The sequence below is a fragment of the Pseudoxanthomonas sp. SL93 genome (assembly GCF_026625825.1).
GTDB lineage: Bacteria > Pseudomonadota > Gammaproteobacteria > Xanthomonadales > Xanthomonadaceae > Pseudoxanthomonas_A.
In genome coordinates, this window is the sequence record NZ_CP113065.1 from 54,776 (window position 1) to 77,319 (window position 22,544).

The window sequence follows — 22,544 nt, forward strand, 5'->3', positions numbered from 1 at the left end:
TCCTGGGAAATGGGAACGTCCTTGGGGGAGCGGGGGAAGAGCGGTGCAGGGTAGCGCGACACCCCCGTAGGGACCAGTCAACGCCGTTCGTCGGCACGAGATTGAAATTTAATTAATCGAGTAATTAAATAAGACCATGACGAAGAAACCTGCCTCGCATGCCATCCACCCGAAGGCCCCCTCGGCGCCTGGTGCCACCTCCACCCCGACCGCGAAACCGCCGCGCAAGCGGCAGCCCGGGCGCCGTTCCACCGCCGATGCGGTCGACCTGCGCGCACGGCTGCTGGATGCCGCGCTGGCGTGTTTCGTGCGGCGGGGCATCGCGGTCACGTCGCTGCGGGACATCGCCAGCGAAGCGGGCGTGACGCCGGCCCTGGTGCACTACTACTTCGGCGACAAGGTGCAGCTGCAGCAGGCCGTGGTGGCCGAGCGCCTGCTGCCGGTGGTGGCGCAGATGCGCGCCCCCGTGGCGGAGGCTGGCGACGACGTCGCCGCGCTGATCGCAGGCTTCGTGCAGGGCATCTGCAGCGTGGTCGCCCAGCATCCGTGGCTGCCCACGCTGTGGGTGCGCGAGATCCTCTGCGAGGGCGGCGCGCTGCGCGACATGATGATCAGCCAGGTTGGCCCGATGCTGCCGAAGATGATGGCCGGCCGGTTCGCCGCCGCGCAGCAGGCCGGGCAACTCAACCCGGACCTGGATCCGCGCCTGCTGATGGTCTCGCTGATCGGGCTGACCATGTTCCCGCTGGCCAGCGCGCCGATCTGGCGGCAGCTGTTCGGCGCCGACGACATCGATTTCAACGACCTGCGCCGGCACACGCTGGTGCTGCTGGACCGTGGACTGGAGCTGGACCATGCGAAATGAACTGCCACGCGCCGCGCTCGCGGCCGCGATCCTCATGCTGGCGGGATGCGCCGCCGACACCCCCCGGGCCCTGGGCACGCTGGAATGGGACCGGGTGACGCTGCCGTCGCCGGTCGCGGAGAAGATCGTGCGCGTCGATGTTCGCGAAGGCCAACAGGTGGCGGCCGGTGCGCCGTTGCTGCAGCTGGAACTGACCCGCACCCAGTCGCAGCTGGCGGCCGCGCAGGCGGAGGCCACGCAGAGCCGCGAGGCACTGGCGGAACTGCGCGCCGGTCCGCGCGGCGAAGCCATCGCGCAGGCGCGCGCCAGCCTCGCCGCCGCGCAGGCACAGGTCCGCGATGCGGATGCCTACTACGCGCGCCTGCAGCCGTTGGGGCGCCAGCGCCTGGTCGCCGCGGCCGAAGTGGATCGCGCGCGCGCCGCGTCGCAGAGCGCGCAGGCCCAGGTCCGGGTGGCGCAGGCGGCGTTGCTGGAACTGGAGCGCGGCACGCGCATCGAACAGGTCGCGCAAGGCGAGGCCGCGGTCGCTTCGGCGGACGCGCAGGCGCGCGTGCAGGCGGTGTCGCTGGAGAAGCTCAACATCACCGCACCGCGTGCGGGCCGCATCGACAGTCTGCCCTACAAGCTCGGCGACCAGGCGCCGGTGGGCGCGCCCCTGGCGGTGATGCTGGTGGGCGAGGCGCCGTACGCGCGCGTCTATCTGCCGCAGGCGCTGCGCAACCGGCTGAAAGTCGGCGACACCGCGCAGGTGCGCCTCGATGGCCAGCAGAAGACGTACGCCGGGCGCGTGCGCATGATCCGCAGCGAACCCAGCTTCACTCCGTACTTCGCGCTGACCGGCCAGGACGCCGAGCGGTTGAGCTATCTGGCGGAAATCAGCCTGGGCAGGGATGCCGCCGATCTGCCGGTGGGTGCGCCGCTGCAGGTGGTGTCCGATGGCGACGAATGACGACGGCCTCGCGATCCGCGTCCGCGGGCTGACCAAGCGCTTCGGCGCGCTGGTGGCGGTGAACGACGTCGACCTCGACGTGCCGCGGCGCCATGTCTACGGCTTCCTTGGCCCGAACGGGTCAGGCAAGTCGACGACCATCCGCATGCTGTGCGGGCTGCTGACGCCCAGCGCGGGCGACATCGAAGTGCTCGGCCTGCGCATTCCCGAGCAGGCCGAGCAGCTGCGCACGCGCATCGGCTACATGACCCAGAAGTTCTCGCTGTTCGAGGACCTGACCGTGCGCGAGAACCTGGAATTCCTCGCCGCCGTCCAGGGCATGGCCCGCGCGCAGGCGAAGCGGAGGATCGACGAGCTCGTCGAGCAGTACCACTTCCATGACCGGCAGAAGCAACTCGCGGGCACGATGAGCGGCGGACAGAAGCAGCGCCTGGCGCTGGCCGGCGCGGTGATCCACTCGCCGGAACTGCTGTTCCTCGACGAGCCCACCAGCGCAGTGGACCCGGAGTCGCGCCGCGACTTCTGGGAGAAGCTGTTCGAGCTCGCCGACGCCGGCACCACGCTGTTGGTGTCCACGCACTACATGGACGAAGCCGAGCGCTGCCACCGCATCGCCATCCTTGATCGCGGCGTACTGGTGGCCGACGGCACGCCCGACATGCTGACCGGCGAGCTCGCCGGCCGCACGCTGGTGGTGGAAGCCCCGGAACCCCGACGGGCGCAGAAAGCGCTGGTCGGACTGCCGGGGGTTCTCAGCGTGGCGCAGATCGGCAATGTGCTGCGCGTACTGCTGGCCGGGGCCGAACAGGCGACGGAGCGAGTCGCGCAGGGTCTGCGCGCAGCCGGCATCGAGGCGGACGTGTCCGCCGTGTCGCCCAACCTCGAGGACGTCTTCGTTTCCGCCACGCGCGACCAGCCGGCGCGCGAGGAGGCCGCATGAAATTCCAGCGCCTGATGGCCGTGATGGTGAAGGAGTTGCGGCAGATGCGCCGCGACCGCATCACCCTGGCGATGATCGTCGGCATCCCGGTGATGCAGCTGCTGCTGTTCGGCTACGCCATCAATACCAACCTGCGCGACCTGTCCGCCGGCATCGCCGACCAGTCGCGCACCGCCGCCTCGCGCGCGCTGGTAATGGACATCGTCGCCACCGGCGTGGTCGCGCCGACGCAGGAAGCCGCGACGCCGCAGGAACTGGTGCAGGCGATGCGCCGCGGCGAGATCAGCATCGGCATCGTCATCCCGCCGGACTACGAACGCCGCCTTGCCGAGGGGCGCGAAGCGGTGCAGATCTTCGTCGATGGCAGCGACAACGCGGTGCAGAGCGCCGCCGCGCAGCTGGCGCAGATGCCGCTGAATGGCAGCACGAGTCCGCTGGCGACGCGCGCGATCAGCGTGGTCGGCTTCTACAACCCGCAACGGCGCTCGGCGGTGAACATCGTGCCGGGGCTGATCGGCGTGATCCTGACGATGACGATGGTGCTGTTCACCGGCGTGGCCATCGTGCGCGAACGCGAGCGCGGCAACATGGAGCTGCTGATCGCCACGCCGGTGAGCAGCGCCGAACTGATGATCGGCAAGGTGCTGCCCTACGTGGCCATCGGCCTGGTGCAGACGACGGTGGTGCTGGCGCTGGGCATGTGGCTGTTCAACGTGCCGCTCGGCGGCAGCCTGCTGCATGTCTACATCGCCGCCTGCCTGCTGATCGTGGCCAACCTGACGCTGGGCCTGCTGATCTCGACCCGCGCGCAATCGCAGTTCCAGGCCATGCAGATGACGTTCTTCGTCTTCCTGCCCTCGATCCTGCTGTCGGGCTTCATGTTCCCGTTCGCCGGCATGCCGAAGGTCGTGCAGTGGATCGCCGAGGCACTGCCGCTGACCCACTTCCTGCGCCTGATCCGCGGCGTGATGCTGCGCGGCGCGAACCTGTGGGAGCTGTGGCCCGACGTGCTGGCCCTGCTGGCCTTCACCACGGTGATGATGACGGCGGCGATCCTGCGCTTCCGCAAGCGGCTGGACTGATAGGCTGACGCTCAATCCCGGACATGGAGTGGGCGATGGACGAAGCAGCGATCGGTGCCGTGGTGGACGCGATGTACGCCATGATCTCGGGCCCCGCGGGGCCGCGTGACTGGTCCACCCAGGACGCCGTCTTCCATCCCGACTGCCGGCAGATCCGCACGGGCGTCGATGCACAGGGCGCGCCGTGGCGCCTGTCTTTCTCGCTGGCGGAGTACCGCACCAACGCCGACGCGCTGTTGGCGGAGATGGACTTCTTCGAGGTCGAGACCGGCCGCGAAGTGCGCGTGTTCGGCAACATCGCCCACGTATGGAGCGCGTACGAAGCCCGCACGTCGCTCGACGACGCCGTGCCGGAGCGGCGAGGCATCAACAGCATCCAGCTCTACCGTGGAGAGGAAGGCTGGAAGATCATCCACATGATCTGGGACAACGAGCGCGACGGCGTGCCTCTGCCCGCCGTCGGCTGAGCGGCGTCAGTCGGCGCCGGCCACCCGCCCCCGCAGCGAGTTGGTCAGTGCCTCGGTGATCACCACGTCGACGAACTGGCCCACCAGGCGCGGATGGCCGGGGAAGTTCACCGGGCGCATGTTCTCTGTCTTGCCGGTGAGCTCGTTGGGATTCTTCTTCGACGGGCCTTCCACCAGCACGGACTGCACCGTGCCCACCATCGCCTGCGAGATCGATGCGGCGTGGGCGTTGATGTGCGCCTGCAACCGTTCCAGCCGCACATGCTTGACGGCATCCGGCGTATCGTCTTCCAGGTCCGCGGCCGGGGTGCCCGGGCGGCGCGAATAGATGAAGGAGAAGCTCTGGTCGAAGCCTACGTCCTCGATCAGCTTCATGGTCTTCTCGAAGTCCGCGTCGGTCTCCCCCGGGAAGCCGACGATGAAGTCCGAGCTGATCGAGATGTCCGGCCGCACCGCGCGCAGCTTGCGGATCTTCTGCTTGAACTCCAGTGCCGTGTAGCCGCGCTTCATCGCGGAGAGGATGCGGTCGCTGCCGGCCTGCACCGGCAGGTGCAGGAAATTGGCCAGTTGCGGCACGTCGCGATAGGCGTCCACCAGCGAGTCGCTGAACTCCAGCGGGTGCGAGGTGGTGAAGCGGATGCGGCCGATGCCGTCGATCTCCGCGATGGTGCGGATCAGCAGGCCCAGATCCGCGATCTCGCCTTCGCCATAGGGGCCGCGATAGGCATTGACGTTCTGGCCGAGCAGGTTGATCTCGCGCACGCCCTGGGCGGCCAGCTGCGCCACTTCCACCAGCACGTCCTCGAACGGGCGGCTGACTTCGGTGCCGCGGGTGTAAGGGACCACGCAGAACGAGCAGTACTTCGAGCAGCCTTCCATGATCGACACGAACGCCGAGGGACCTTCGGCGCGCGGCTCCGGCAGCCGGTCGAACTTCTCGATCTCGGGGAAGCTGATGTCCACCTGCGGCCTGTTCTGCTCGCGGCGGGCGCGGATCAGTTCCGGCAGGCGGTGCAGGGTCTGCGGGCCGAACACCAGGTCGACGTACGGCGCGCGCTTGACGATGGCTTCGCCTTCCTGGGAGGCCACGCAGCCGCCCACGCCGATGATGACGTCACGGCCACCGGCCTTGAGCGCCTTCCACCGGCCCAACTGGCTGAAGACCTTCTCCTGCGCCTTCTCGCGGATGGAGCAGGTGTTGACCAGCACCACGTCCGCTTCCTCGGGGTTGTCGGTCAGCTCCAGCCCATCGGAAGCGGCGAGCACGTCGGCCATCTTGGCCGAGTCGTACTCGTTCATCTGGCACCCGTGGGTCTTGATGTACAGCTTTCCGCGGACCTGGTCGGGCGCACGGGGGCGACCGACGGGCAGCGGAACGAGGGCGGGGTCGGTCACGGCAGGGCCGGCCGTGGTCGGCAGTGCGGGGGCTTGCGTCCCGGTCATGGCGCTTATTCCAGTCGGGTGGGCGGGCAGGACGCGTAGTTTACGCGCTGGGCGACGGCCGGTCCCGGTCATGGCCAGCGTTGATAGGGGACAACAGCCCGGCATGAAGGGGCCGGCGTCCGGCAGTCGGAACTCCGACCGGCCGCACAGATTGGAGGAAACCTTTGTTGGACAAGGACTTGGCAACCGCTGGCGAATTGGGGACACTGCGCGGCATGAGGGGGACTCTGACGCTTCTGGCCGCACTGGCCGCGTTGACCGCACTGCCGGCCAGCGCGGGCACGCTGTACAAGTGCACCGGCCCCGACGGCGTGCCGAACTACGTCAGCAAGCGCATCAGCGGCGCCACCTGCCAGGTGGTCAGCCAGTACACGCCGGATCGTAGCCGGCCTGCGCAGGTGTCTTCGGTTTCCCGCCCGACGGTCGCCTCCGCGGCACCCGCCGCCAGCGCGATGGGGGCGGCCACCACGCCGTCGCTTTCCGATTCCGCCACCGCCGTGGTCCCTGCCGCCGTGCCGACCGCGGCGTCCGCCCCGCCTGCCGCCAACACGCGCCGCGTGGTCAGCGGGCAGGTCTACTCCTACATCAAGGATGGCGTGCGCCACTACACCAGCAGCCGCCCGCGCGGCGGCACCCAGGTGGCCAGCCTGCGCACCATCAAGTACAGCTACATCGAGACCTGCTTCGCCTGCGGCAACCCGGGCGTGGATTTTGGACGGCTGCGGTTGAATACCGCCGCCTACCAGGCCGAAATCGCCGCGGCCTCGCGCGAGTTCGGCGTCGAAGAGGCCATCCTGCGCGCGATCATGCACGCCGAATCGTCCTACAACCCGATGGCGCTCTCGCATGCCGGCGCGCAGGGCCTGATGCAGCTGATGCCGGCCACCGCGCGGCGGTTCGGGGTCACCGATTCGTACAACCCCGGGCAGAACATCCGCGGCGGCGCGCAATACCTGGCGTGGCTGCTGAAGCGCTTCAACGGCAACCTGACCCTGGCCGCCGCCGGCTACAACGCCGGCGAGGGTGCCGTCGATCGCCACGGTGGCGTGCCGCCGTACAAGGAAACCCAGCGCTACGTGCAACGCGTCGCCGTGCTGGCCGACCGTTATCGTCAGGCCGTGTCCGCGCGCTGAAGCCCCTCGCGGCGTCGCCAGGCACGCCGCAAGCCCTTGATTTCACGGCGCCCGTTGTCGGTCGATTAAGCCATCCGTTACACTTTGCCGTCTTTTGCGGCCCGCACCGGTAACAGGGGTGCGGCCTTGGCAGCCTTTTTTGCTACCTGATTGTTTTGCGGAGTGCCGGATGGCCATCGATGGGGTCAATGGGCCTGTGAATACGGGCCGACGCCGGTTCCTGACTGCGACCACCGCTGTGGTGGGTGCAGTAGGAGCGGGCATTGCAGCTGTACCTTTTATCAAGTCGTGGAATCCGAGTGCGCGGGCCAAGCTGGCCGGCGCCCCGGTGACTGCCGACCTGACCGGCCTGCAGGAAGGCCAGCGCCTGATCCTGGAATGGCGCGGCCAGCCGATCTGGATCGTGAAGCGTTCCAAGGCGATCCTGGACGCGCTGCCCACGCTGGACGCCAACCTGCGCGATCCGCTGTCGCAGAACCTCGACCAGCAGCCTTCCTACATCAAGGGTGAGACGCGCTCGCTGAAGCCGGAGATCTCCGTGCTCGTGGGCCTGTGCACGCACCTGGGCTGCTCGCCGGAAATGGCGGCCGAGATCAAGCCCGAGCCGTACGATCCGGACTGGAAGGGCGGCTACTTCTGTCCCTGCCACAAGTCGCGTTTCGACATGGCCGGCCGCGTGTTCCAGGGCGTCCCGGCGCCCACCAATCTGGTGGTGCCGCCGCACTACTACCAGGATGAAAACACCCTCGTGATCGGTGTCGACCCGCAGGGGGCCGCGTAAGCCATGAGCAACGTAATTACCCGTACCGCCACGGGCGTGATGGACTGGGTCAACGCGCGCGCACCGGGCATGATGCCTGCGTACCGCAAGCACATGACCGAGTACTACGCGCCGAAGAACTTCAACATCTGGTACATCTTCGGTGTGCTGTCGATCGTGGTGCTGGTCAACCAGATCCTGACCGGCATCTTCCTGACGATGCACTTCAAGCCGAGCGCGGCGGAAGCCTTCGCCTCGGTCGAATACATCATGCGCGACGTGGAGTGGGGCTGGCTGATCCGCTACATGCACAGCACCGGCGCCTCGCTGTTCTTCATCGTCGTCTACATCCACATGTTCCGCGGCCTGATGTACGGCTCTTACCAGAAGCCACGCGAGCTGGTGTGGATCCTGGGCATGCTGATCTACCTGGTGCTGATGGCCGAAGCCTTCCTGGGCTACGTGCTGCCGTGGGGCCAGATGTCGTTCTGGGGCGCCAAGGTCATCATCTCGCTGTTCGGCGCCATCCCGGTGATCGGCAACGGCCTGACCGAGTGGATCATGGGCGACTACCTGCCCAGCGACGCCACGCTGAACCGCTTCTTCGCGCTGCACGTCATCGCGCTGCCGCTGGTGCTGCTGCTGCTGGTGGTGCTGCACATCTTCGCGCTGCATGAAGTGGGTTCGAACAACCCCGATGGCGTCGAGATCAAGAAGGGTCCGAAGGGCAACCGCTGGTCGCCGACCGCGCCTGCCGACGGCGTGCCGTTCCACCCGTACTACACGGTGAAGGATGGCTTCTACGTCGGTGGCTTCCTGATCCTGGCCGCCTTCATCATCTTCTTCGCCCCGGCGATGGGCGGCTGGTTCCTGGAGCACGACAACTTCACCGAGGCCAACAAGCTGGTGACCCCCGCGCACATCAAGCCGGTGTGGTACTACACCCCGTACTACGCAATGTTGCGCGTGGTGCCGGACAAGCTGGGCGGCGTGCTCGTGATGTTCGGCGCCATCGCGATCCTGTTCCTGGTGCCGTGGCTCGACCGCGCCAAGGTCAAGTCCTACCGCTACCGCGGCGTTCTGTCGAAGGTGCTGCTGGGCGTGTTCGCGATCTGCTTCGTGTGGCTGGGCAAGATCGGCGCCGGTCCGGGTACCGATCCGGTGGAAACCATCATCGGCCGCTTCCTGACCGCCTTCTACTTCCTGTTCTTCCTGACGATGCCGATCTGGACCAAGATCGACAAGACCAAGCCGGTGCCGGATCGGGTGACGACGCATGACTAAGACTTTCGCCTCTCGCCTAGCTGTCTTCGCCAGCGGGTTGCTGATCTCGATCTCCGTGTTCGCCGCCGAGGGTGGCGACAAGCTGCAGGCCGGCAACGACCTCGGCGACCGCGCTTCGCTGCAGCGCGGTGCGCAGCTGTACATGAACAACTGCTCCGGCTGCCACTCGCTGAAGTACATGCGCTATTCGCGCATGGCCGAAGACCTGGGCCTGACCGAAGACGAGGTGATGAAGAACCTCAACTTCACCGGCGCCAAGTTCGGCGAACAGATCCAGGTGTCCATGCCCACCGCCGCTGGCGAGAAGTGGTTCGGCAAGATGCCGCCGGACCTGAGCGTCATCTCGCGCGTGCGCGGCAGCGACTGGATCTATACCTACCTGAAGTCGTTCTACCTGGACGAGTCGCGCCCGCTGGGCTGGAACAACAAGCTGTTCCCGAATGCGTCGATGCCCAACCCGTTGTGGGAAATGCAGGGCCTGCAGCACGCCGAGTTCGGCAAGCTGGACGAAGCGACGGGCGAGCGCCCGGTGGTGGGCCTGAAGGTCACCCAGCCCGGCACCCAAACCGCGCAGGAGTTCGACCAGACCGCGCGCGACATCACCAACTTCCTGGAGTATGTCGGCGAGCCGGCGGCCCTGAAGCGCCAGAGCATGGGCGTGTGGGTGATCCTGTTCCTGGCAGCGCTGACGTTCCTGGCCTACCTGCTGAAGCAGGAGTACTGGAAAGACGTCCACTAAGGCGTCGCGCGTCTTCCGCCACGGTGCGGGCCAGCGGCCCGCACCGTAGTCGGCATCGCCGGGCATGGGGTTGCTTGGCTTTTCCCGGCGGGGATTGCACACTCAGGGACCGTGGCGACCGTCAGCAAGGGGCTGGCGGCGTCGGTGCGATCGGCGGATTCCGATCGTCGGAGAGCCGTGATGGCTGCGAGTCCACGTATGCGCAATACACTGACTTTGTTTTCCTCCACCGATGATGTGCTCTGCCACCGCGTGCGCCTGGTGCTGGCCGCCAAGGGCGTCAGCTACGACCTGGTGCCGGTGGATCCGCAGAACCCGCCCGAAGACCTCATCGATCTGAATCCCTACCACTCGGTTCCCACCCTGGTGGAACGCGACCTGGTGCTGTACGCCGCCTCGGTGGTCAGCGAATACCTCGACGAACGCTATCCGCATCCGCCGCTGATGCCGGTCGATCCGCTGTCGCGTGCGCGCCTGCGCCTGGCGATGCTGCGCATCGAGCACGACTGGGTGCCGCAGGTGCAGGCCATCCAGCTGGGCAACAAGGCCCAGGCCGAAGCCGGCCGCAAGCGCCTGAAGGAACTGCTGACGGCCTCGGTGCCGCTGTTCAAGGCGAGCAAGTTCTTCCTCAATCCCGAGATGAGCCTGGCCGACTGCGCCATGGCGCCGATCATCTGGCGCCTGCCGTCGCTGGACGTCCCGCTGCCCAAGGACGGCAAGGCCATCGAGGATTACGGCAACCGCATCTTCCGCAATCCCGGCTTTGTGCGCAGCCTGACCGATGCGGAAAAGAAGTTGCGCGAAATCCCGGCCTGACGACCGGGATCTGCGATCCGGCAAGGCGCGCATCGGACGGAATTCGTGGCGATCCTTTTCCATCGCATCCCCCATCACGAAGCGCGAACCCTTGCCCCATGAGCGACTCCACGCCCCGCATGACCAGCCATCGTCCGTACCTGCTGCGGGCGTTGAATGAGTGGATTGCCGACAATGGCATGACGCCGCACCTGCTGGTGGATGCGACCCTGGCAGGCGTGCAGGTGCCTGCCAGTGCGGTGAAGGAAGGCAAGGTGGTGCTGAACATCGCCGAGCGGGCGGTGGTGCGATTGATGATCGACAACGAGGCCGTCAGCTTCACCGCCCGCTTCGGTGGCGTGAGCTATCCGGTGCACGTGCCGATCAGTGCGGTGCTGGCGATCTACTCGCGCGAGACCGGGCAGGGGATGGCGCTGCCGGATGACATCGGGCCCACGCAGGAGCCCGATGGCGACGATGAACCTCCCTCACCCGAGACGCCGCCGACCGATGATGCGCCTGCCCCCGGGAAGCGCCCGTCCTTCCTGCGCGTGGTGAAGTAAGCCGCGCGCGACGCGGCGCCCGAGACCTCAATGCAGGTCGAGCGACCTGGCCGAAGGCATCACCGGGCCCACGAACGACACCAGTTCGCCCTTCCGCAGCACCAGCTTGCCGATGTGGCGGTCGATGCCATCGTGCGAGTACTCGAAGCGGAAGCTGCGTTCGAATCCCAGCCAGCCATCCTCGCCACGGCATACGCGCAGCCCGCTGGCATGCACGCTCTGGTCCAGCCAGATGACGCCGGCCGCCGTGCATGCATTGCGGCCGAGCGCACCGGCCCGTTCGGCGGCGGCACGCGCGGCGTTCCAGTAGGCGAAGAAGGCGCCGGCGGCGATCAGTGACAGGAGGGCGGTCAGCGGCGACATGGGCGGTGGCTCACGGCGCGGGGCCGAGTTTCATCGACAGGTCGATGGCGCGGACATGCTTGGTCAGGCCGCCGATCGACACGAAGTCCACGCCGTCCTCGGCGATGCCACGCAACGTGGTCAGGTCGACGCCACCGGATACTTCCAGCGGAATGCGACCGTTGAACGGCGCGGATTTCGCGCGACGGACCGCCTCGCGCCGCGTGGCGGCATCGAAATCGTCGATCAGGATGCGCTCGCAGCCCTCGCCGAGAGCCTCGTCGAGTTGCGCCAGTGTTTCCACTTCCACGATCAGCGGCAGCATGGGCTGGGCCTGCCGTGCGGCGCGGATGGCTGCGGTCAGCGACCCGGCGGCGCGCACATGGTTCTCCTTCAGCATCACCGTATCGAACAGGCCGATGCGATGGTTGTGTCCGCCGCCGCAGCGAACGGCGTACTTCTGCGCCAGGCGCAGGCCGGGCAGGGTCTTGCGCGTGTCCAGGATCACGCAGCCGGTGCCGCGCACGGCGTCGACGTAGGTGGCGGTGGTCGTGGCGGTACCCGACAGGGTCTGCATGAAGTTCAGTGCCGAACGCTCGGCGGTCACCAGCGCGCGGGCGCGCCCCGACAGCGTGGCCAGCACGGTACCCGCCGCGACGTGGTGGCCGTCGTGCACTCGCCAGTCGATGCGTACGTCCGGGTCCAGCGCGCGGTGGCAGGCGTCGAACCACGGCTGCCCGGCAACGACCGCCTCTTCCTTGCACAGCAGGTAGGCGATGTCGGCGATGTCCGGCAGCAGTGCCGCGGTCACGTCGCCGGACCCCACGTCCTCGGCCAGGGCACGGGCGACGTCCTGGTCGATCAGGCCGGCAGGCGGCGGGACAGGACGTCCGCTCATCGTTCGGGGAAATCGCCGACCTGGGTGGTGGCGATGGCTTCCTCGGCCAGCAGCACCGGGATGCCGTCGTCCACGCGATAGACGGTCTTGCGGTCGCGGGTCAGCAGCGCTTCGCGCAGCGGCTCGGACTGGGTGCTGTCATCCGTGCGCTTGATGCCGCCACCGGCGATGGCGCGGTTCAGGGCATCCAGTCCGCGCGCGTCGAGCAGCGACAGTGGCTGGCGGGTGGTGGGGCAGCAGAGGATGTCCAGCAGTTTGCGGTCCATGGGAAGGGGGACTCGGTCAGCCGTTCGGCGAGGAGGGTAGAATACGTCTTTGCGACCGAGGACGGCCATGACCGCCACCGTTTCCAGCCCCGTCGTGGGCATCGTGATGGGTTCCCGCTCCGACTGGGAGACCATGCAGCACGCCGCGCAGAAACTCGATGCGCTGGGTGTTCCCTACGAAGTGAAAGTGGTGTCCGCGCACCGCACACCGGACGTGCTGTTTTCCTATGCCGAATCCGCCGGCGGGCGTGGCCTGCGCGCGATCATCGCCGGCGCCGGAGGCGCGGCGCACCTACCGGGCATGCTGGCAGCCAAGACGGCGGTTCCCGTGCTAGGCGTGCCGGTGCAGTCGAAGGCGCTCAACGGCATGGATTCGCTGCTGTCCATCGTGCAGATGCCGGCCGGCATTCCCGTGGCCACGTTCGCGATCGGCAATGCCGGCGCCGCCAACGCGGCCCTGTTTTCCGCGGCGCTGCTGGCGCCCGAATATCCCGCCATCGGTGCCGCGCTGGCTGCCTTCCGCGCGCGCCAGACCGAAGACGTGATGGCCCACGACGACCCGCGCCAATGACCACGGTCGGCATCCTCGGTGGCGGGCAGCTGGCCCGCATGCTCGCGTTGTCCGGCGCGCCGCTGGGCCTGCGCTTCCTGGTGATGGACACCGCGGCGGATGCCTGTGCGGGACAGTTCGCGCCGCTGCTGGTCGGCGATTACCGTGACGAAGCGGCACTGGCCGAATTCGCATCGAAGGTCGACGTGGCCACGTTCGATTTCGAGAACGTGCCCGCGGAAAGCGCCGAGTGGCTGGCGCAGCGCGTCCCGGTGTTCCCGAACCCGCGCGCGCTTGCCGTCGCGCAGGATCGCCTGGTGGAGAAGACGCTGTTCCGCGAGCTGGACATCCCGGTCGGCGCCTTCGCCGATGTCGCTTCGCGCGAGCAACTGCAGGCCGAAGTCGAACGCCTCGGTGGCGCCTGCATCCTCAAGACGCGCCGGCTGGGTTACGACGGCAAGGGCCAGTTCCGCCTGCGTTCCGTGGACGACGTGGAGGCGGCATGGGCCGCGCTGGGTGCGCAGGCGGCGACCGTCGGCCTGATCGTCGAGGCGTTCATCCCGTTCGAACGCGAGCTGTCGGTCGTGGCCGTGCGCGGGCGCGATGGCGAGTTCCGCACGTGGCCGCTCACCGAGAACTGGCACGTCGACGGCGTGCTGTCGGCCAGCCTGGCACCGGCGCGCATCGATGAAGCGTTGGCCCACGCGGCGCGTGAGCATGCGCGCAAGCTGGCCGAAGCGTTGGACTATGTGGGCGTATTCGCGCTGGAACTCTTCCACCGTAATGGCCAGTGGCTGGCGAACGAGATGGCCCCGCGCGTGCACAACTCGGGGCACTGGTCGATCGAGGGTGCGGAAACCTCCCAGTTCCAGAACCACCTGCGCGCCGTGCTCGGCCTGCCGCTCGGCGATACCCGCGTGCTGGGACATGCCTGCATGTTGAACTGGATCGGCGACATGCCTGCCGCCGCGCCCGTGCTGCAGGAAGCCGGCGGTCACTGGCACGACTACGGCAAGGAGCCGCGCGCCGGACGCAAGGTGGGCCATGCCACGCTTCGGGACGACGACGCGACGTCGCTTGCGCACGCGCTCGCGCGGGTCGGGGTGGCGCTTGATCGGCAGGCGCAGGTGGCCCCCGTCATCGCGCGCCTGACGGACTGACGCGATACGCCGATCCCGCAAGGGAACGGCCGGGTCGACCGGCCGTTCTTCGTTGCACCTCCGCCACGTCAGCGGCAGCGACCGAAGCGGTCGGGCGACGCGCCCGGCCCACCCTTCGGGCCCGGTGGGTTCTCCCAGTTCGTGCCCCGGCCACCCCGCGGCCCCGGCGGATTGTTGTCCAGGTCGAACCAGCAACGCTTGGCCTGATTCCACAAGCCGTAGCGGGGATGCCAGTAGCCGTACTGGGGATTGAAGTAGTAGCCGTTCCTCACCACGACGAACTCATGACGCTTGCCGCCGTGCCGGTACCAGCGGCGGTCGGGCGATGCGCCGGGGCCGCCTTTCCAGCCCGGCGGATTCTCCCAGTTGGTGCCGCGGCCACCTGCCGGGCCCGGTGGATTGTGGTCGCGGTCGCGCGGTGCTGCGCTCGCCGTCGCGGACAGTGCCAGCAGGGCGGCGAGCAGGGAAACGGTCAAGCCAATGCGTGGTGCCATGTCGTGCTCCTCGGTGTGGGACTACGCCACCGGAAAGTGCTGGCGGCGGTCTTCGTTGACGAGGGCGCGAAGGGGGTTCATCCGGGGTCAAGGCGGGTGAAGTGTCCGCGCAAAAGAAAACGGCCGGGTTTCCCCGGCCGTTTCCGTGGTGCGTCGGTGCGGAGGGATCAGCGCAGGTTGCCGGCAACGAAATCCCAGTTGACCAGCGCCCAGAACGATTCCACGTACTTCGGGCGCGCATTGCGGTAGTCGATGTAGTAGGCGTGTTCCCACACGTCGATGGTCAGCAGCGGCTTGTCTTCGCCGGTCAGCGGGGTGGCGGCGTTGGAGGTGCTGGCCAGCGCCAGCGAACCGTCCGGGCGCTGCACCAGCCAGCCCCAGCCGGAACCGAAGGTGCCGATCGCGGTCTTGGTGAACTCTTCCTTGAACTTGGCGAAATCGCCGAAGGTCTTGTTGATCAGGTCGGCCAGCGCGCCGGTCGGCTCGCCGCCGCCAGCATTCTGACCCGAAGCCGGCTTCAGGCAGTTCCAGTAGAACGTGTGGTTCCACACCTGCGCGGCGTTGTTGAACATGCCGCCCTGCGACTTGCGCACGATCTCTTCAAGCGATGCATCGGCGAACTCGGTGCCTTCGATCAGCTTGTTGAGGTTGTCGACATAGGTCTTGTGGTGCTTGCCGTAGTGGAAGTCGATCGTCTCGCCGGAGATGTGCGGTTCCAAGGCGGTACGGTCGTAGGGCAGGGGGGGCAGTTCGATGGCCATGGCTCGATTCCTTACGCTAGGCGGGTCAAAAGCGGGTGGTGGTGCGCCGGCGGGGCGACGCGAGGGCTTACAATGGGCTTTCCGTCGGCAAGTGCCGGCGGAACGGACCGAAAGTGTACCCGACGGCGGTTGTCGTACCGTCAAGGAAGGAGAAATCAGCATGCCGGTGATGGAACGCATCCAGGCCGAAGTGGAAGGCCACCCCATCGTCCTTTTCATGAAGGGCACGCCGCAGTTCCCCATGTGCGGTTTCTCGAGCCGTGCCGTGCAGGCATTGCGCGATGCCGGCGCCGAACAGGTCTACACCATCAACGTGCTCGAGGAGCCGGAGATCCGCGCCAACCTGCCGCGGTTCTCCAACTGGCCCACCTTCCCGCAGCTCTTCATCCAGGGCGAGCTGATCGGTGGCTGCGACATCACGCTGGAACTGCATGAGTCCGGCGAGCTGCAGCGCATCGTCAGCGAGGCGCTGTCGCAGTGAGCCTGATCGGATTGCCGACCCGCGCACCGCGTGCGCTGGACCAGCGCGTCATTCTGGTCAGTGGCGCCCATGGCGGGTTGGGAAGCGCGGCGGCGCGCGCCTGCGCCGAAGCGGGCGCCACGCTGGTACTGCTGGGCCGCAAGGTGCCCAAGTTGAACCGTGTCTACGATGCGGTGGCGCAGGTCGGTGCCGAGCCGCTGCTGTATCCGCTGGATCTTGAAGGCGCCACGCCCGACGACTATGCCGAGCTGGCGGACCGCATCCGCGCCGAGCTGGGGCGCCTGGACGGCGTGCTGCACTGCGCAGCCGAGTTCAAGGGGCTGACCCCGCTGGAACATACCGACCCGGCCGCCTTCGCGCGGGTCATGCATGTCAACCTGACCGCGCCGTGGTGGCTTTCGCAGGCGTGCCTGCCGTTGCTCAAGCAATCGGGCGATGCGGCGCTGGTGTTCGCACTCGACGACCTGGAACGCGTGTCGCAGGCGTACTGGGGCGCGTACGGCGTGGCCGAGCACGGGCTGGCGTCGCTGGTCGGCATGCTGCATGCCGAGCTCGCATCCACCAGCGTGCGGGTGTCCGCGCTGCAGCCCGGTCCGATGCGCACCGGCCTGCGCGCACGCGCGTATGCCGATGACAACGACGCGCATGCCCGCGACGCCGGCGATTACGCGGCCGCGTGTGTCACGCTGCTGTCATCTGACGGCGTTGCGCACAGGGGGCGGACGTGGAAGGTTCGGGCATGACCGTCCTGTCGGCGGCGCTGCTGCTGTTCCTGATCCTGGATCCCCTGGGCAACATCCCGGTGTTCCTGAGCGTGCTGAAGCCGCTGCCCCCGCGCCGGCAGCGCATCGTGGTGATCCGCGAGCTGCTGATCGCGCTGGCCGTGCTGATGGGCTTCCTGTGGGGCGGCAAGTACGCGCTGGAAATGATGCACCTGCGGCAGGAGTCGGTGGCCATCGCGGGGGGCATCGTGCTGTTCCTGATCGGCGTGCGGATGATCTTCCCCCGGCCGGAAGGCCTCATGGGGGAGACCCCGGGCGGTGAGCCCTTCATCGTGCCGCTGGCCATCCCGCTGGTCGCCGGGCCGTCCGGCATGGCGGCCGTGATGCTGATGGGCAGCAATGACCCGTCCCGCCTGGCTGACTGGAGCCTGGCGCTGATGCTGGCCTGGGGCGCGACGGCGGCCATCCTGTTTTCGGCCACCGTCCTTTACAAGTGGCTGGGCCGCAGCGTGCTGACCGCCCTTGAGCGCCTGATGGGCATGCTTCTGGTCGCCATCTCGGTGCAAATGGTGCTGGATGGCATAGGCACCTACCTCAAGCTGACCCCTCCCAACATCTGACCGGACCCGCTGTGCCGCAGGGCGGATCGCCGCCTGCCGGACGGCGCTTGCGGCACTTCCACGTGCCTGCCCGGCCTTGCCGGACCACGTGCCTGCACCGTCATGTTGCGGTGCGGAAGATTGTCATGCCGCGGTCACAAAATGGTCCTATCGTGTTAACCTGTTATTAACCTCCGCGGACGCCGCGTGGGGCCATGGGAACCCGTAGCTCGCCCCCTCCGAATGGACCTGACCGGTCCTTCCTGCGTTCGCCTTGCCAGCCTGTTTCGCCACATAACTCCCGTACCGAGGTTTATCCAATGAACCAATCCCGCCGTCTCCGGATGTCCAAGCTCACCCTTGGACTTGTCGCCGCGCTCGCCGCCGCCCCCGTGTTCGCACAGAGCACCTCCGCCGGTGTCGGCGGTCTGGTCACCGACAACGGCGGCCAACCGGTCGTCGGCGCGGAAGTGACCATCACCCACGTCGAATCCGGCACGGTCAGCCGCGCCACCACCGACGCCAGCGGCCGCTACAACGCCCGCGGCCTGCGCGTGGGTGGCCCTTACCAGGTCAACATCACCAAGGCGGGCGCCGGTACCAAGACCGAAGACAACGTGTTCCTGCAGCTCAACCAGACCAGCACCATCAACGCCGCGCTGACCGGCGACCTGACCACGCTGGAAACGGTCACGGCGGTGGGCTTCTCCGGTGGTTCGGAAGTCTTCAGCGCGACCAAGATGGGTTCGGGCACCAGCGTCGACCGCGTCACCATCGAGAACCTGCCGTCGGTCAACGGCAACATCCAGGACTACATGCGCCTCGATCCGCGCGTGACCTTCAGTGACCGTGCCTCGGGCAGCATCACCGCCGGCGGTCAGAACCCGCGCTTCAACAAGATCACCATCGACGGCGTTTCGGCCAGCGACACCTTCGGCCTGGAAGGCAACAACATGCCGACCCAGCGCCAGCCGGTCTCGATGGAAGCCATCGAAGCCATCGACATCAACCTGTCCAACTACGACGTGACGATGGCCGGTGCCGCCGGTGCCAACGTCAACGCCGTCACCAAGTCGGGCACCAACGAATTCCACGGCTCCGTGTACGGCAGCTACCGCGACGGCGACTGGTTCGGCGATTACCCGGCGCGTATCGCCGGCAGCTCGCTCGACGTGACCGGCCTGCCCTTCGACGAATACGACGACGAGACCACCTGGGGCGTGACCATGGGCGGCCCCATCGTCAAGGACAAGCTGTTCTTCTTCGCCAACTACGAGAAGTTCAAGCAGACCAACATCGGCCCGGCCGGCAAGAGCCAGGGCACCAACCCGCTGGCGGCCGGCACCTCCGACTTCAGCGCCGCCGACCTGGCCGCCGTGCAGGACATCGCGCGCGACGTGTGGGGCTTCGAGCCGGGCGACCTGACCGGCGCGGGCGACACCGAACTGGAAGAGTACGCGCTGAAGCTGGACTGGAACATCAGCGACGCGCACCGCGCCAGCCTGCGCTACAGCAAGCTGGAGCAGAACCGCGTGCGTCCGGAAGCCTCGACCGCCAACGTGCTGTCGCTGAGCTCCAACTGGTACAACCACGTCAAGACCGTGGAAAGCTACGTGGGCCAGCTGTTCAGCGACTGGTCCGACACGTTCTCGACCGAGTTCAAGGTGTCCTACCGCGATTACTCGGCGGTCCGCGTCAACCCGACCACTGCGCCGACCATCCAGGTGTTCTTCGATGACGGCGTTACCGGCAACGGCAACGACAGCCCGATCGGCACCAACAACAACAGCTTCGCCGGCCTGGACGCGATCCGCCTGGGTACCGAGCGCAGCTCGATGGGCAACGCCCTGCTGACCGAGACCTGGAACTACTTCGGCTCGGCCACCTGGACGGTGGGCGACCACGACATCAAGTTCGGCGCCGAGTACAGCGAGAACGAGATCTACAACTTCTTCCTGCAGGACTACTGGGGCAACTACAGCTTCTACGTGCCGCGTCCGCTGGTGGGCGGCGTGCGCGTGTCCGATTTCAGCAGCTTGATCGGCGGTCGCTACTTCGACTACGACCTGCAGACCAATCCGACCAATGCGGACATGATCGCCGCGCGCTACAAGAACAAGAGCCTCGGCTTCTTCGTGCAGGACACCTGGTACGTCACGCCCAACCTGACGCTGACCTTCGGCGTGCGCGCCGACAAGCCCACCGCCAGCCCCGATGCCCCGTTCAACGAGTGTTTCTCGGCCGCACCCGGCACCGTCAATGCAGCCTGCGGCACGGGCTACACCGGTGGCTTCGGCATCGCCAACAACAACACCTACAACGGTGACTACATCATCCAGCCGCGCTTCGGCTTCAACTACACCTTCGACTGGGAGCGTCCGGCCCAGCTGCGCGGTGGCATCGGCCTGTTCCAGGGCGACGCGCCGCAGGTGTGGGTGGGTAATGCCTACAGCAACACGGGCATGAACTACATCTCGTACCAGAACTACACCAACCCCACGCTGGTTCCGTTCAGCGCCGATGGCCTGAACCAGAACGTGCCGCCGGGCGGCGCGGGCGTGCGCAACGTCAATGCCATCAGTGACGACTTCGAGCTGCCGTCGGTGTGGAAGGCCAACCTGGCGATCGACGTCGAGACGCCGTGGGACGGCATCGTGGCGTCGGCCGAGCTGCTGCTGACGGATGTCGAGAACGGCCTGTTCTACCGCACGCTCAACGTCGGCCCCGGCTACGTCGGCCCCGATGGCCGCGTGCTGTACTGGAACCCGAACAGCGCTCGTCCGTTCGGCAACACCAGCGCCGGTACCGGCGCGCTGGCACCCAATGGCGCGCGCACCGGCCGCAACACCTACTTCGGTGATGTCTTCCTGCTGGAGAACACCAACAAGGGCAAGGGCCAGCAGCTGACGGTCTCGCTGAGCAAGCCGGTGTCGGAAGACAGCGACTGGTCGTGGACCGTGGGCTACACCCGCACCAACGCCGAGGAAGTCTCCGCACTGACCAGCTCCACCGCGGGTTCGGGCTATGGTTCGCAGCTGGGCGCCAGCATCAACGAGCCGACCAGCAGCACGGCGCGTTACGAGATCAAGGACCGCTTCAGCGGTTCGCTGAACTGGTCGCACAAGTTCTTCGGTGATTACGCCACCCAGGTGGGCCTGTTCTACGAAGGCCGCAGCGGCCGTCCGTACAGCTACATCTTCAACGGCGACGCCAATGGCGACAACCGCACCTTCAACGACCTGTTCTACGTGCCGGCGGGCCCGGGCGACGTGCTGTTTGGCAACCTGAGCGCCACCGGCCAGTTCACGGCCGATCCGGTCATGGAGCAGGCGTTCTGGACGTGGCTGGAGCAGCAGGATGGCCTGAGCCGTTACGCCGGTACCTACGCGCCGGAGAACGGGTTCACCTCCAGCTGGGTCAACACGTTCGACATCCGCATCAGCCAGGAACTGCCGGGCTTCATGAAGGGCCACAAGTCCAAGATCTGGCTCGACATCCAGAACGTCGGCAATCTGATCAACGACGACTGGGGCCACATCATCGACTACGGTTTCAACGCCAACAATGCGGTGGCGTCCGTGCGCGGCATCTACAACGGCAAGTACGTGTACGGCTACCGCAGCGGCACGGAATTCGGCCAGTCGACGGCCCTGGGCATTCCGACCAACTCCGACAGCCAGACCAACGGCATCTCGCAGTGGTCGCTGTCGGTGGGTCTGAAGTACGAGTTCTGATCCGCAGGACGCCTGCGGCAAGCGATGCAGAACGGCCGGGGAAACCCGGCCGTTCTTTTTTGGGCGGGCTCCTCTTGTCCCCGGGACTGCGCTAAAGTCCCGCCTCTGACGACGAAGACAGGAAATTCCCATGAGTGAAACGGCATCGAGGGCGTTGCCGGTGCAGGACGCGCGGATCTACCCGCGTGGTGGCCTGGACGTGCTTTCCCGCGCCGAAGTGGCGCGCCTGCGTGACGCTTCCGCAGGCGGCATGCATGAACTGTTGCGCCGTTGCGCGCTGGCCGTGCTGACCAGCGGCAGCGCCTCGGACGACCCGCGCGCGGCGCGCGATCTTTACCCGGACTTCGACATCCAGGTGCTGCAGCAGGACCGCGGCGTCCGCATCGACCTGATCAATGCGCCGGCGGTGGCGTTCGTGGATGGCGAGATCATCCGCGGCATCGCCGAACTGCTGTTCGCTGTGGTGCGCGACCTAGCCTACACCGCGATCGAACTGGGCCCGGAGTATGCCGCCGACCTGGAATCCTCCGGCGGCATCACCAACGCCGTGTTCGGCCTGCTGCGCAATGCGCGCATCCTGCGCCCGGCCGATCCCAACCTGGTGGTCTGCTGGGGTGGCCACTCGATTTCGCGCGACGAATACCTCTACACCAAGCAGGTCGGCTACGAGCTGGGCCTGCGCGGACTGGACATCTGCACGGGCTGCGGCCCGGGTGCCATGAAGGGCCCGATGAAGGGCGCCACCATCGCCCATGCCAAGCAGCGCCGGCGCACCACGCGCTACATCGGCGTCACCGAGCCGGGCATCATCGCCGCCGAATCGCCCAACCCTATCGTGAACCACCTGGTCATCATGCCGGACATCGAGAAGCGCCTTGAGGCCTTCGTCCGCATCGGCCACGGCATCATCGTCTTCCCCGGCGGCGTGGGCACCGCCGAGGAGATCCTCTACCTGCTGGGCATCCTGCTGCACGAAGACAATGCCGGCCTGCCGTTCCCGCTGATCCTCACCGGCCCGACCATCGCGGCGCCGTACTTCGAGCAGATCGACCGCTTCATCCGGCTGACGCTGGGCGACGAAGCCGCCTCGCGCTACGAGATCATCATCGGCGACCCGGCAGCGGTGGCGAAGAAGATGATTGCCGGCATCAAGCGCGTGCGTGAATACCGCATCGAGCACAAGGATTCCTTCTTCTTCAACTGGGCCATCCAGATCCCCGAGGATTACCAGCAGCCCTTCATTCCCAGCCACGAGGCCATGGCGGCGCTGCAGCTGCGCCCCGGCCGCGTCGTGCACGACCTGGCCGCCGACCTGCGCCGCGCGTTCTCCGGCATCGTTGCCGGCAACGTCAAGGAGGACGGCATGCGCCGCATCGAGGAATTCGGCCCGTTCGAGATCCACGGCGACCCGGCGATGATGCAGGCCTTGGACGAACTGCTGCGCGCCTTCGTCGAACAACGACGCATGAAGATCGCGGGCGAGTACCAGCCCTGCTATCGCGTGGTGACCTGACAAA

General features: G+C 67.1%; 24 protein-coding genes. 18 read left to right on the forward strand and 6 right to left on the reverse strand.

Features of this window, described 5'->3' with window-relative positions:
- Positions 1-136: 136 nt before the first annotated feature.
- From OVA13_RS00255 to OVA13_RS00275, 5 genes are read left to right on the forward strand one after another with little or no spacing between them, the layout of a single operon-like run.
- On the forward strand, positions 137-865 hold the full coding sequence (locus OVA13_RS00255; RefSeq protein WP_267791859.1) for a TetR/AcrR family transcriptional regulator: 729 nt from the start codon (positions 137-139) through the stop codon (positions 863-865).
- The gene (locus OVA13_RS00260) at positions 855-1,814 is read left to right on the forward strand and encodes an HlyD family secretion protein (RefSeq protein ID WP_267791860.1); all 960 of its coding nucleotides are present in this window, start codon (positions 855-857) and stop codon (positions 1,812-1,814) included. The genes OVA13_RS00255 and OVA13_RS00260 overlap by 11 nt, the downstream gene beginning before the upstream one ends.
- 13 nt (positions 1,815-1,827) lie before the next feature.
- The gene (locus tag OVA13_RS00265) at positions 1,828-2,754 is read left to right on the forward strand and encodes an ABC transporter ATP-binding protein (RefSeq protein ID WP_267793579.1); all 927 of its coding nucleotides are present in this window, start codon (positions 1,828-1,830) and stop codon (positions 2,752-2,754) included.
- Positions 2,751-3,836: an ABC transporter permease gene (locus OVA13_RS00270; protein WP_267791861.1), complete on the forward strand. Its 1,086-nt coding sequence runs from the start codon at positions 2,751-2,753 to the stop codon at positions 3,834-3,836. Before OVA13_RS00265 ends, OVA13_RS00270 begins: the two co-directional genes overlap by 4 nt.
- Positions 3,837-3,871: 35 nt before the next feature.
- Positions 3,872-4,303, forward strand: a complete 432-nt coding sequence (locus OVA13_RS00275) for a hypothetical protein (RefSeq protein ID WP_267791862.1) — start codon at positions 3,872-3,874, stop codon at positions 4,301-4,303.
- Positions 4,304-4,309: 6 nt separating this feature from the next.
- Here OVA13_RS00275 and miaB read toward each other — a convergent pair whose 3' ends face one another.
- Entirely contained in the window at positions 4,310-5,746 is a 1,437-nt protein-coding gene (miaB, locus tag OVA13_RS00280) for a tRNA (N6-isopentenyl adenosine(37)-C2)-methylthiotransferase MiaB (RefSeq protein WP_267791863.1), read from the reverse strand.
- 206 nt (positions 5,747-5,952) lie between these two features.
- Between miaB and OVA13_RS00285 the strand changes: the two genes are divergently transcribed.
- The 6 genes from OVA13_RS00285 to OVA13_RS00310 all read left to right on the forward strand — a co-directional run bounded on the left by OVA13_RS00285 (position 5,953) and on the right by OVA13_RS00310 (position 11,020).
- The gene (locus tag OVA13_RS00285; protein ID WP_267793580.1) at positions 5,953-6,879 is read left to right on the forward strand and encodes a lytic transglycosylase domain-containing protein; all 927 of its coding nucleotides are present in this window, start codon (positions 5,953-5,955) and stop codon (positions 6,877-6,879) included.
- 169 nt (positions 6,880-7,048) lie between these two features.
- Positions 7,049-7,660 carry a ubiquinol-cytochrome c reductase iron-sulfur subunit gene (petA, locus tag OVA13_RS00290; protein ID WP_267791864.1) on the forward strand — a complete coding sequence of 204 codons (612 nt, stop codon included), beginning with the start codon at positions 7,049-7,051 and terminating at the stop codon, positions 7,658-7,660.
- 3 nt (positions 7,661-7,663) lie between these two features.
- Positions 7,664-8,923: a cytochrome b gene (locus OVA13_RS00295; protein ID WP_267791865.1), complete on the forward strand. Its 1,260-nt coding sequence runs from the start codon at positions 7,664-7,666 to the stop codon at positions 8,921-8,923.
- Positions 8,916-9,662 carry a cytochrome c1 gene (locus OVA13_RS00300; RefSeq protein WP_267791866.1) on the forward strand — a complete coding sequence of 249 codons (747 nt, stop codon included), beginning with the start codon at positions 8,916-8,918 and terminating at the stop codon, positions 9,660-9,662. Before OVA13_RS00295 ends, OVA13_RS00300 begins: the two co-directional genes overlap by 8 nt.
- 180 nt (positions 9,663-9,842) lie before the next feature.
- Positions 9,843-10,478, forward strand: coding sequence for a glutathione S-transferase N-terminal domain-containing protein (locus tag OVA13_RS00305; RefSeq protein WP_267791867.1), 636 nt, complete (start codon positions 9,843-9,845; stop codon positions 10,476-10,478).
- A 98-nt stretch (positions 10,479-10,576) separates the two neighbouring features.
- Positions 10,577-11,020: a ClpXP protease specificity-enhancing factor gene (locus OVA13_RS00310; protein ID WP_267791868.1), complete on the forward strand. Its 444-nt coding sequence runs from the start codon at positions 10,577-10,579 to the stop codon at positions 11,018-11,020.
- Between the two features lie 27 nt (positions 11,021-11,047).
- On the opposite strand, the gene OVA13_RS00315 is transcribed toward OVA13_RS00310, so the two are convergent.
- The 3 genes from OVA13_RS00315 to OVA13_RS00325 are packed head-to-tail and all read right to left on the reverse strand — an operon-like array spanning position 11,048 to position 12,526.
- Positions 11,048-11,383 (reverse strand): DUF3301 domain-containing protein, encoded by a 336-nt coding sequence (locus tag OVA13_RS00315; RefSeq protein WP_267791869.1) that lies wholly within the window; start codon positions 11,381-11,383, stop codon positions 11,048-11,050.
- Between the two features lie 10 nt (positions 11,384-11,393).
- On the reverse strand, positions 11,394-12,260 hold the full coding sequence (gene nadC / locus OVA13_RS00320; protein WP_267791870.1) for a carboxylating nicotinate-nucleotide diphosphorylase: 867 nt from the start codon (positions 12,258-12,260) through the stop codon (positions 11,394-11,396).
- Positions 12,257-12,526, reverse strand: a complete 270-nt coding sequence (locus tag OVA13_RS00325) for a Trm112 family protein (protein ID WP_267791871.1) — start codon at positions 12,524-12,526, stop codon at positions 12,257-12,259. Before OVA13_RS00325 ends, nadC begins: the two co-directional genes overlap by 4 nt.
- Positions 12,527-12,593: 67 nt before the next feature.
- Here OVA13_RS00325 and purE point away from each other — a divergent pair, with 67 nt between their 5' ends.
- Both purE and OVA13_RS00335 read left to right on the forward strand, forming a co-directional pair.
- Positions 12,594-13,097: a 5-(carboxyamino)imidazole ribonucleotide mutase gene (gene purE, locus OVA13_RS00330; protein WP_267791872.1), complete on the forward strand. Its 504-nt coding sequence runs from the start codon at positions 12,594-12,596 to the stop codon at positions 13,095-13,097.
- Positions 13,094-14,236: a 5-(carboxyamino)imidazole ribonucleotide synthase gene (locus OVA13_RS00335; protein ID WP_267791873.1), complete on the forward strand. Its 1,143-nt coding sequence runs from the start codon at positions 13,094-13,096 to the stop codon at positions 14,234-14,236. Before purE ends, OVA13_RS00335 begins: the two co-directional genes overlap by 4 nt.
- Before the next feature lie 68 nt (positions 14,237-14,304).
- On the opposite strand, the gene OVA13_RS00340 is transcribed toward OVA13_RS00335, so the two are convergent.
- Positions 14,305-14,730 (reverse strand): hypothetical protein, encoded by a 426-nt coding sequence (locus OVA13_RS00340; protein ID WP_267791874.1) that lies wholly within the window; start codon positions 14,728-14,730, stop codon positions 14,305-14,307.
- Between the two features lie 167 nt (positions 14,731-14,897).
- Positions 14,898-15,491 carry a superoxide dismutase gene (locus OVA13_RS00345; RefSeq protein WP_267791875.1) on the reverse strand — a complete coding sequence of 198 codons (594 nt, stop codon included), beginning with the start codon at positions 15,489-15,491 and terminating at the stop codon, positions 14,898-14,900.
- Between the two features lie 160 nt (positions 15,492-15,651).
- Here OVA13_RS00345 and grxD point away from each other — a divergent pair, with 160 nt between their 5' ends.
- The 5 genes from grxD (at position 15,652) to ppnN (ending at position 22,540) form a co-directional block, all read left to right on the forward strand.
- Positions 15,652-15,972: a Grx4 family monothiol glutaredoxin gene (grxD, locus tag OVA13_RS00350; RefSeq protein WP_267791876.1), complete on the forward strand. Its 321-nt coding sequence runs from the start codon at positions 15,652-15,654 to the stop codon at positions 15,970-15,972.
- Positions 15,969-16,715: an SDR family NAD(P)-dependent oxidoreductase gene (locus tag OVA13_RS00355; RefSeq protein WP_267791877.1), complete on the forward strand. Its 747-nt coding sequence runs from the start codon at positions 15,969-15,971 to the stop codon at positions 16,713-16,715. Before grxD ends, OVA13_RS00355 begins: the two co-directional genes overlap by 4 nt.
- The gene (locus tag OVA13_RS00360) at positions 16,712-17,314 is read left to right on the forward strand and encodes a YhgN family NAAT transporter (protein WP_267791878.1); all 603 of its coding nucleotides are present in this window, start codon (positions 16,712-16,714) and stop codon (positions 17,312-17,314) included. Before OVA13_RS00355 ends, OVA13_RS00360 begins: the two co-directional genes overlap by 4 nt.
- A gap of 299 nt (positions 17,315-17,613) precedes the next feature.
- Positions 17,614-21,027: a TonB-dependent receptor gene (locus OVA13_RS00365; protein ID WP_267791879.1), complete on the forward strand. Its 3,414-nt coding sequence runs from the start codon at positions 17,614-17,616 to the stop codon at positions 21,025-21,027.
- 124 nt (positions 21,028-21,151) lie between these two features.
- Positions 21,152-22,540: a nucleotide 5'-monophosphate nucleosidase PpnN gene (ppnN, locus tag OVA13_RS00370; RefSeq protein ID WP_267793581.1), complete on the forward strand. Its 1,389-nt coding sequence runs from the start codon at positions 21,152-21,154 to the stop codon at positions 22,538-22,540.
- Positions 22,541-22,544: the final 4 nt, after the last annotated feature.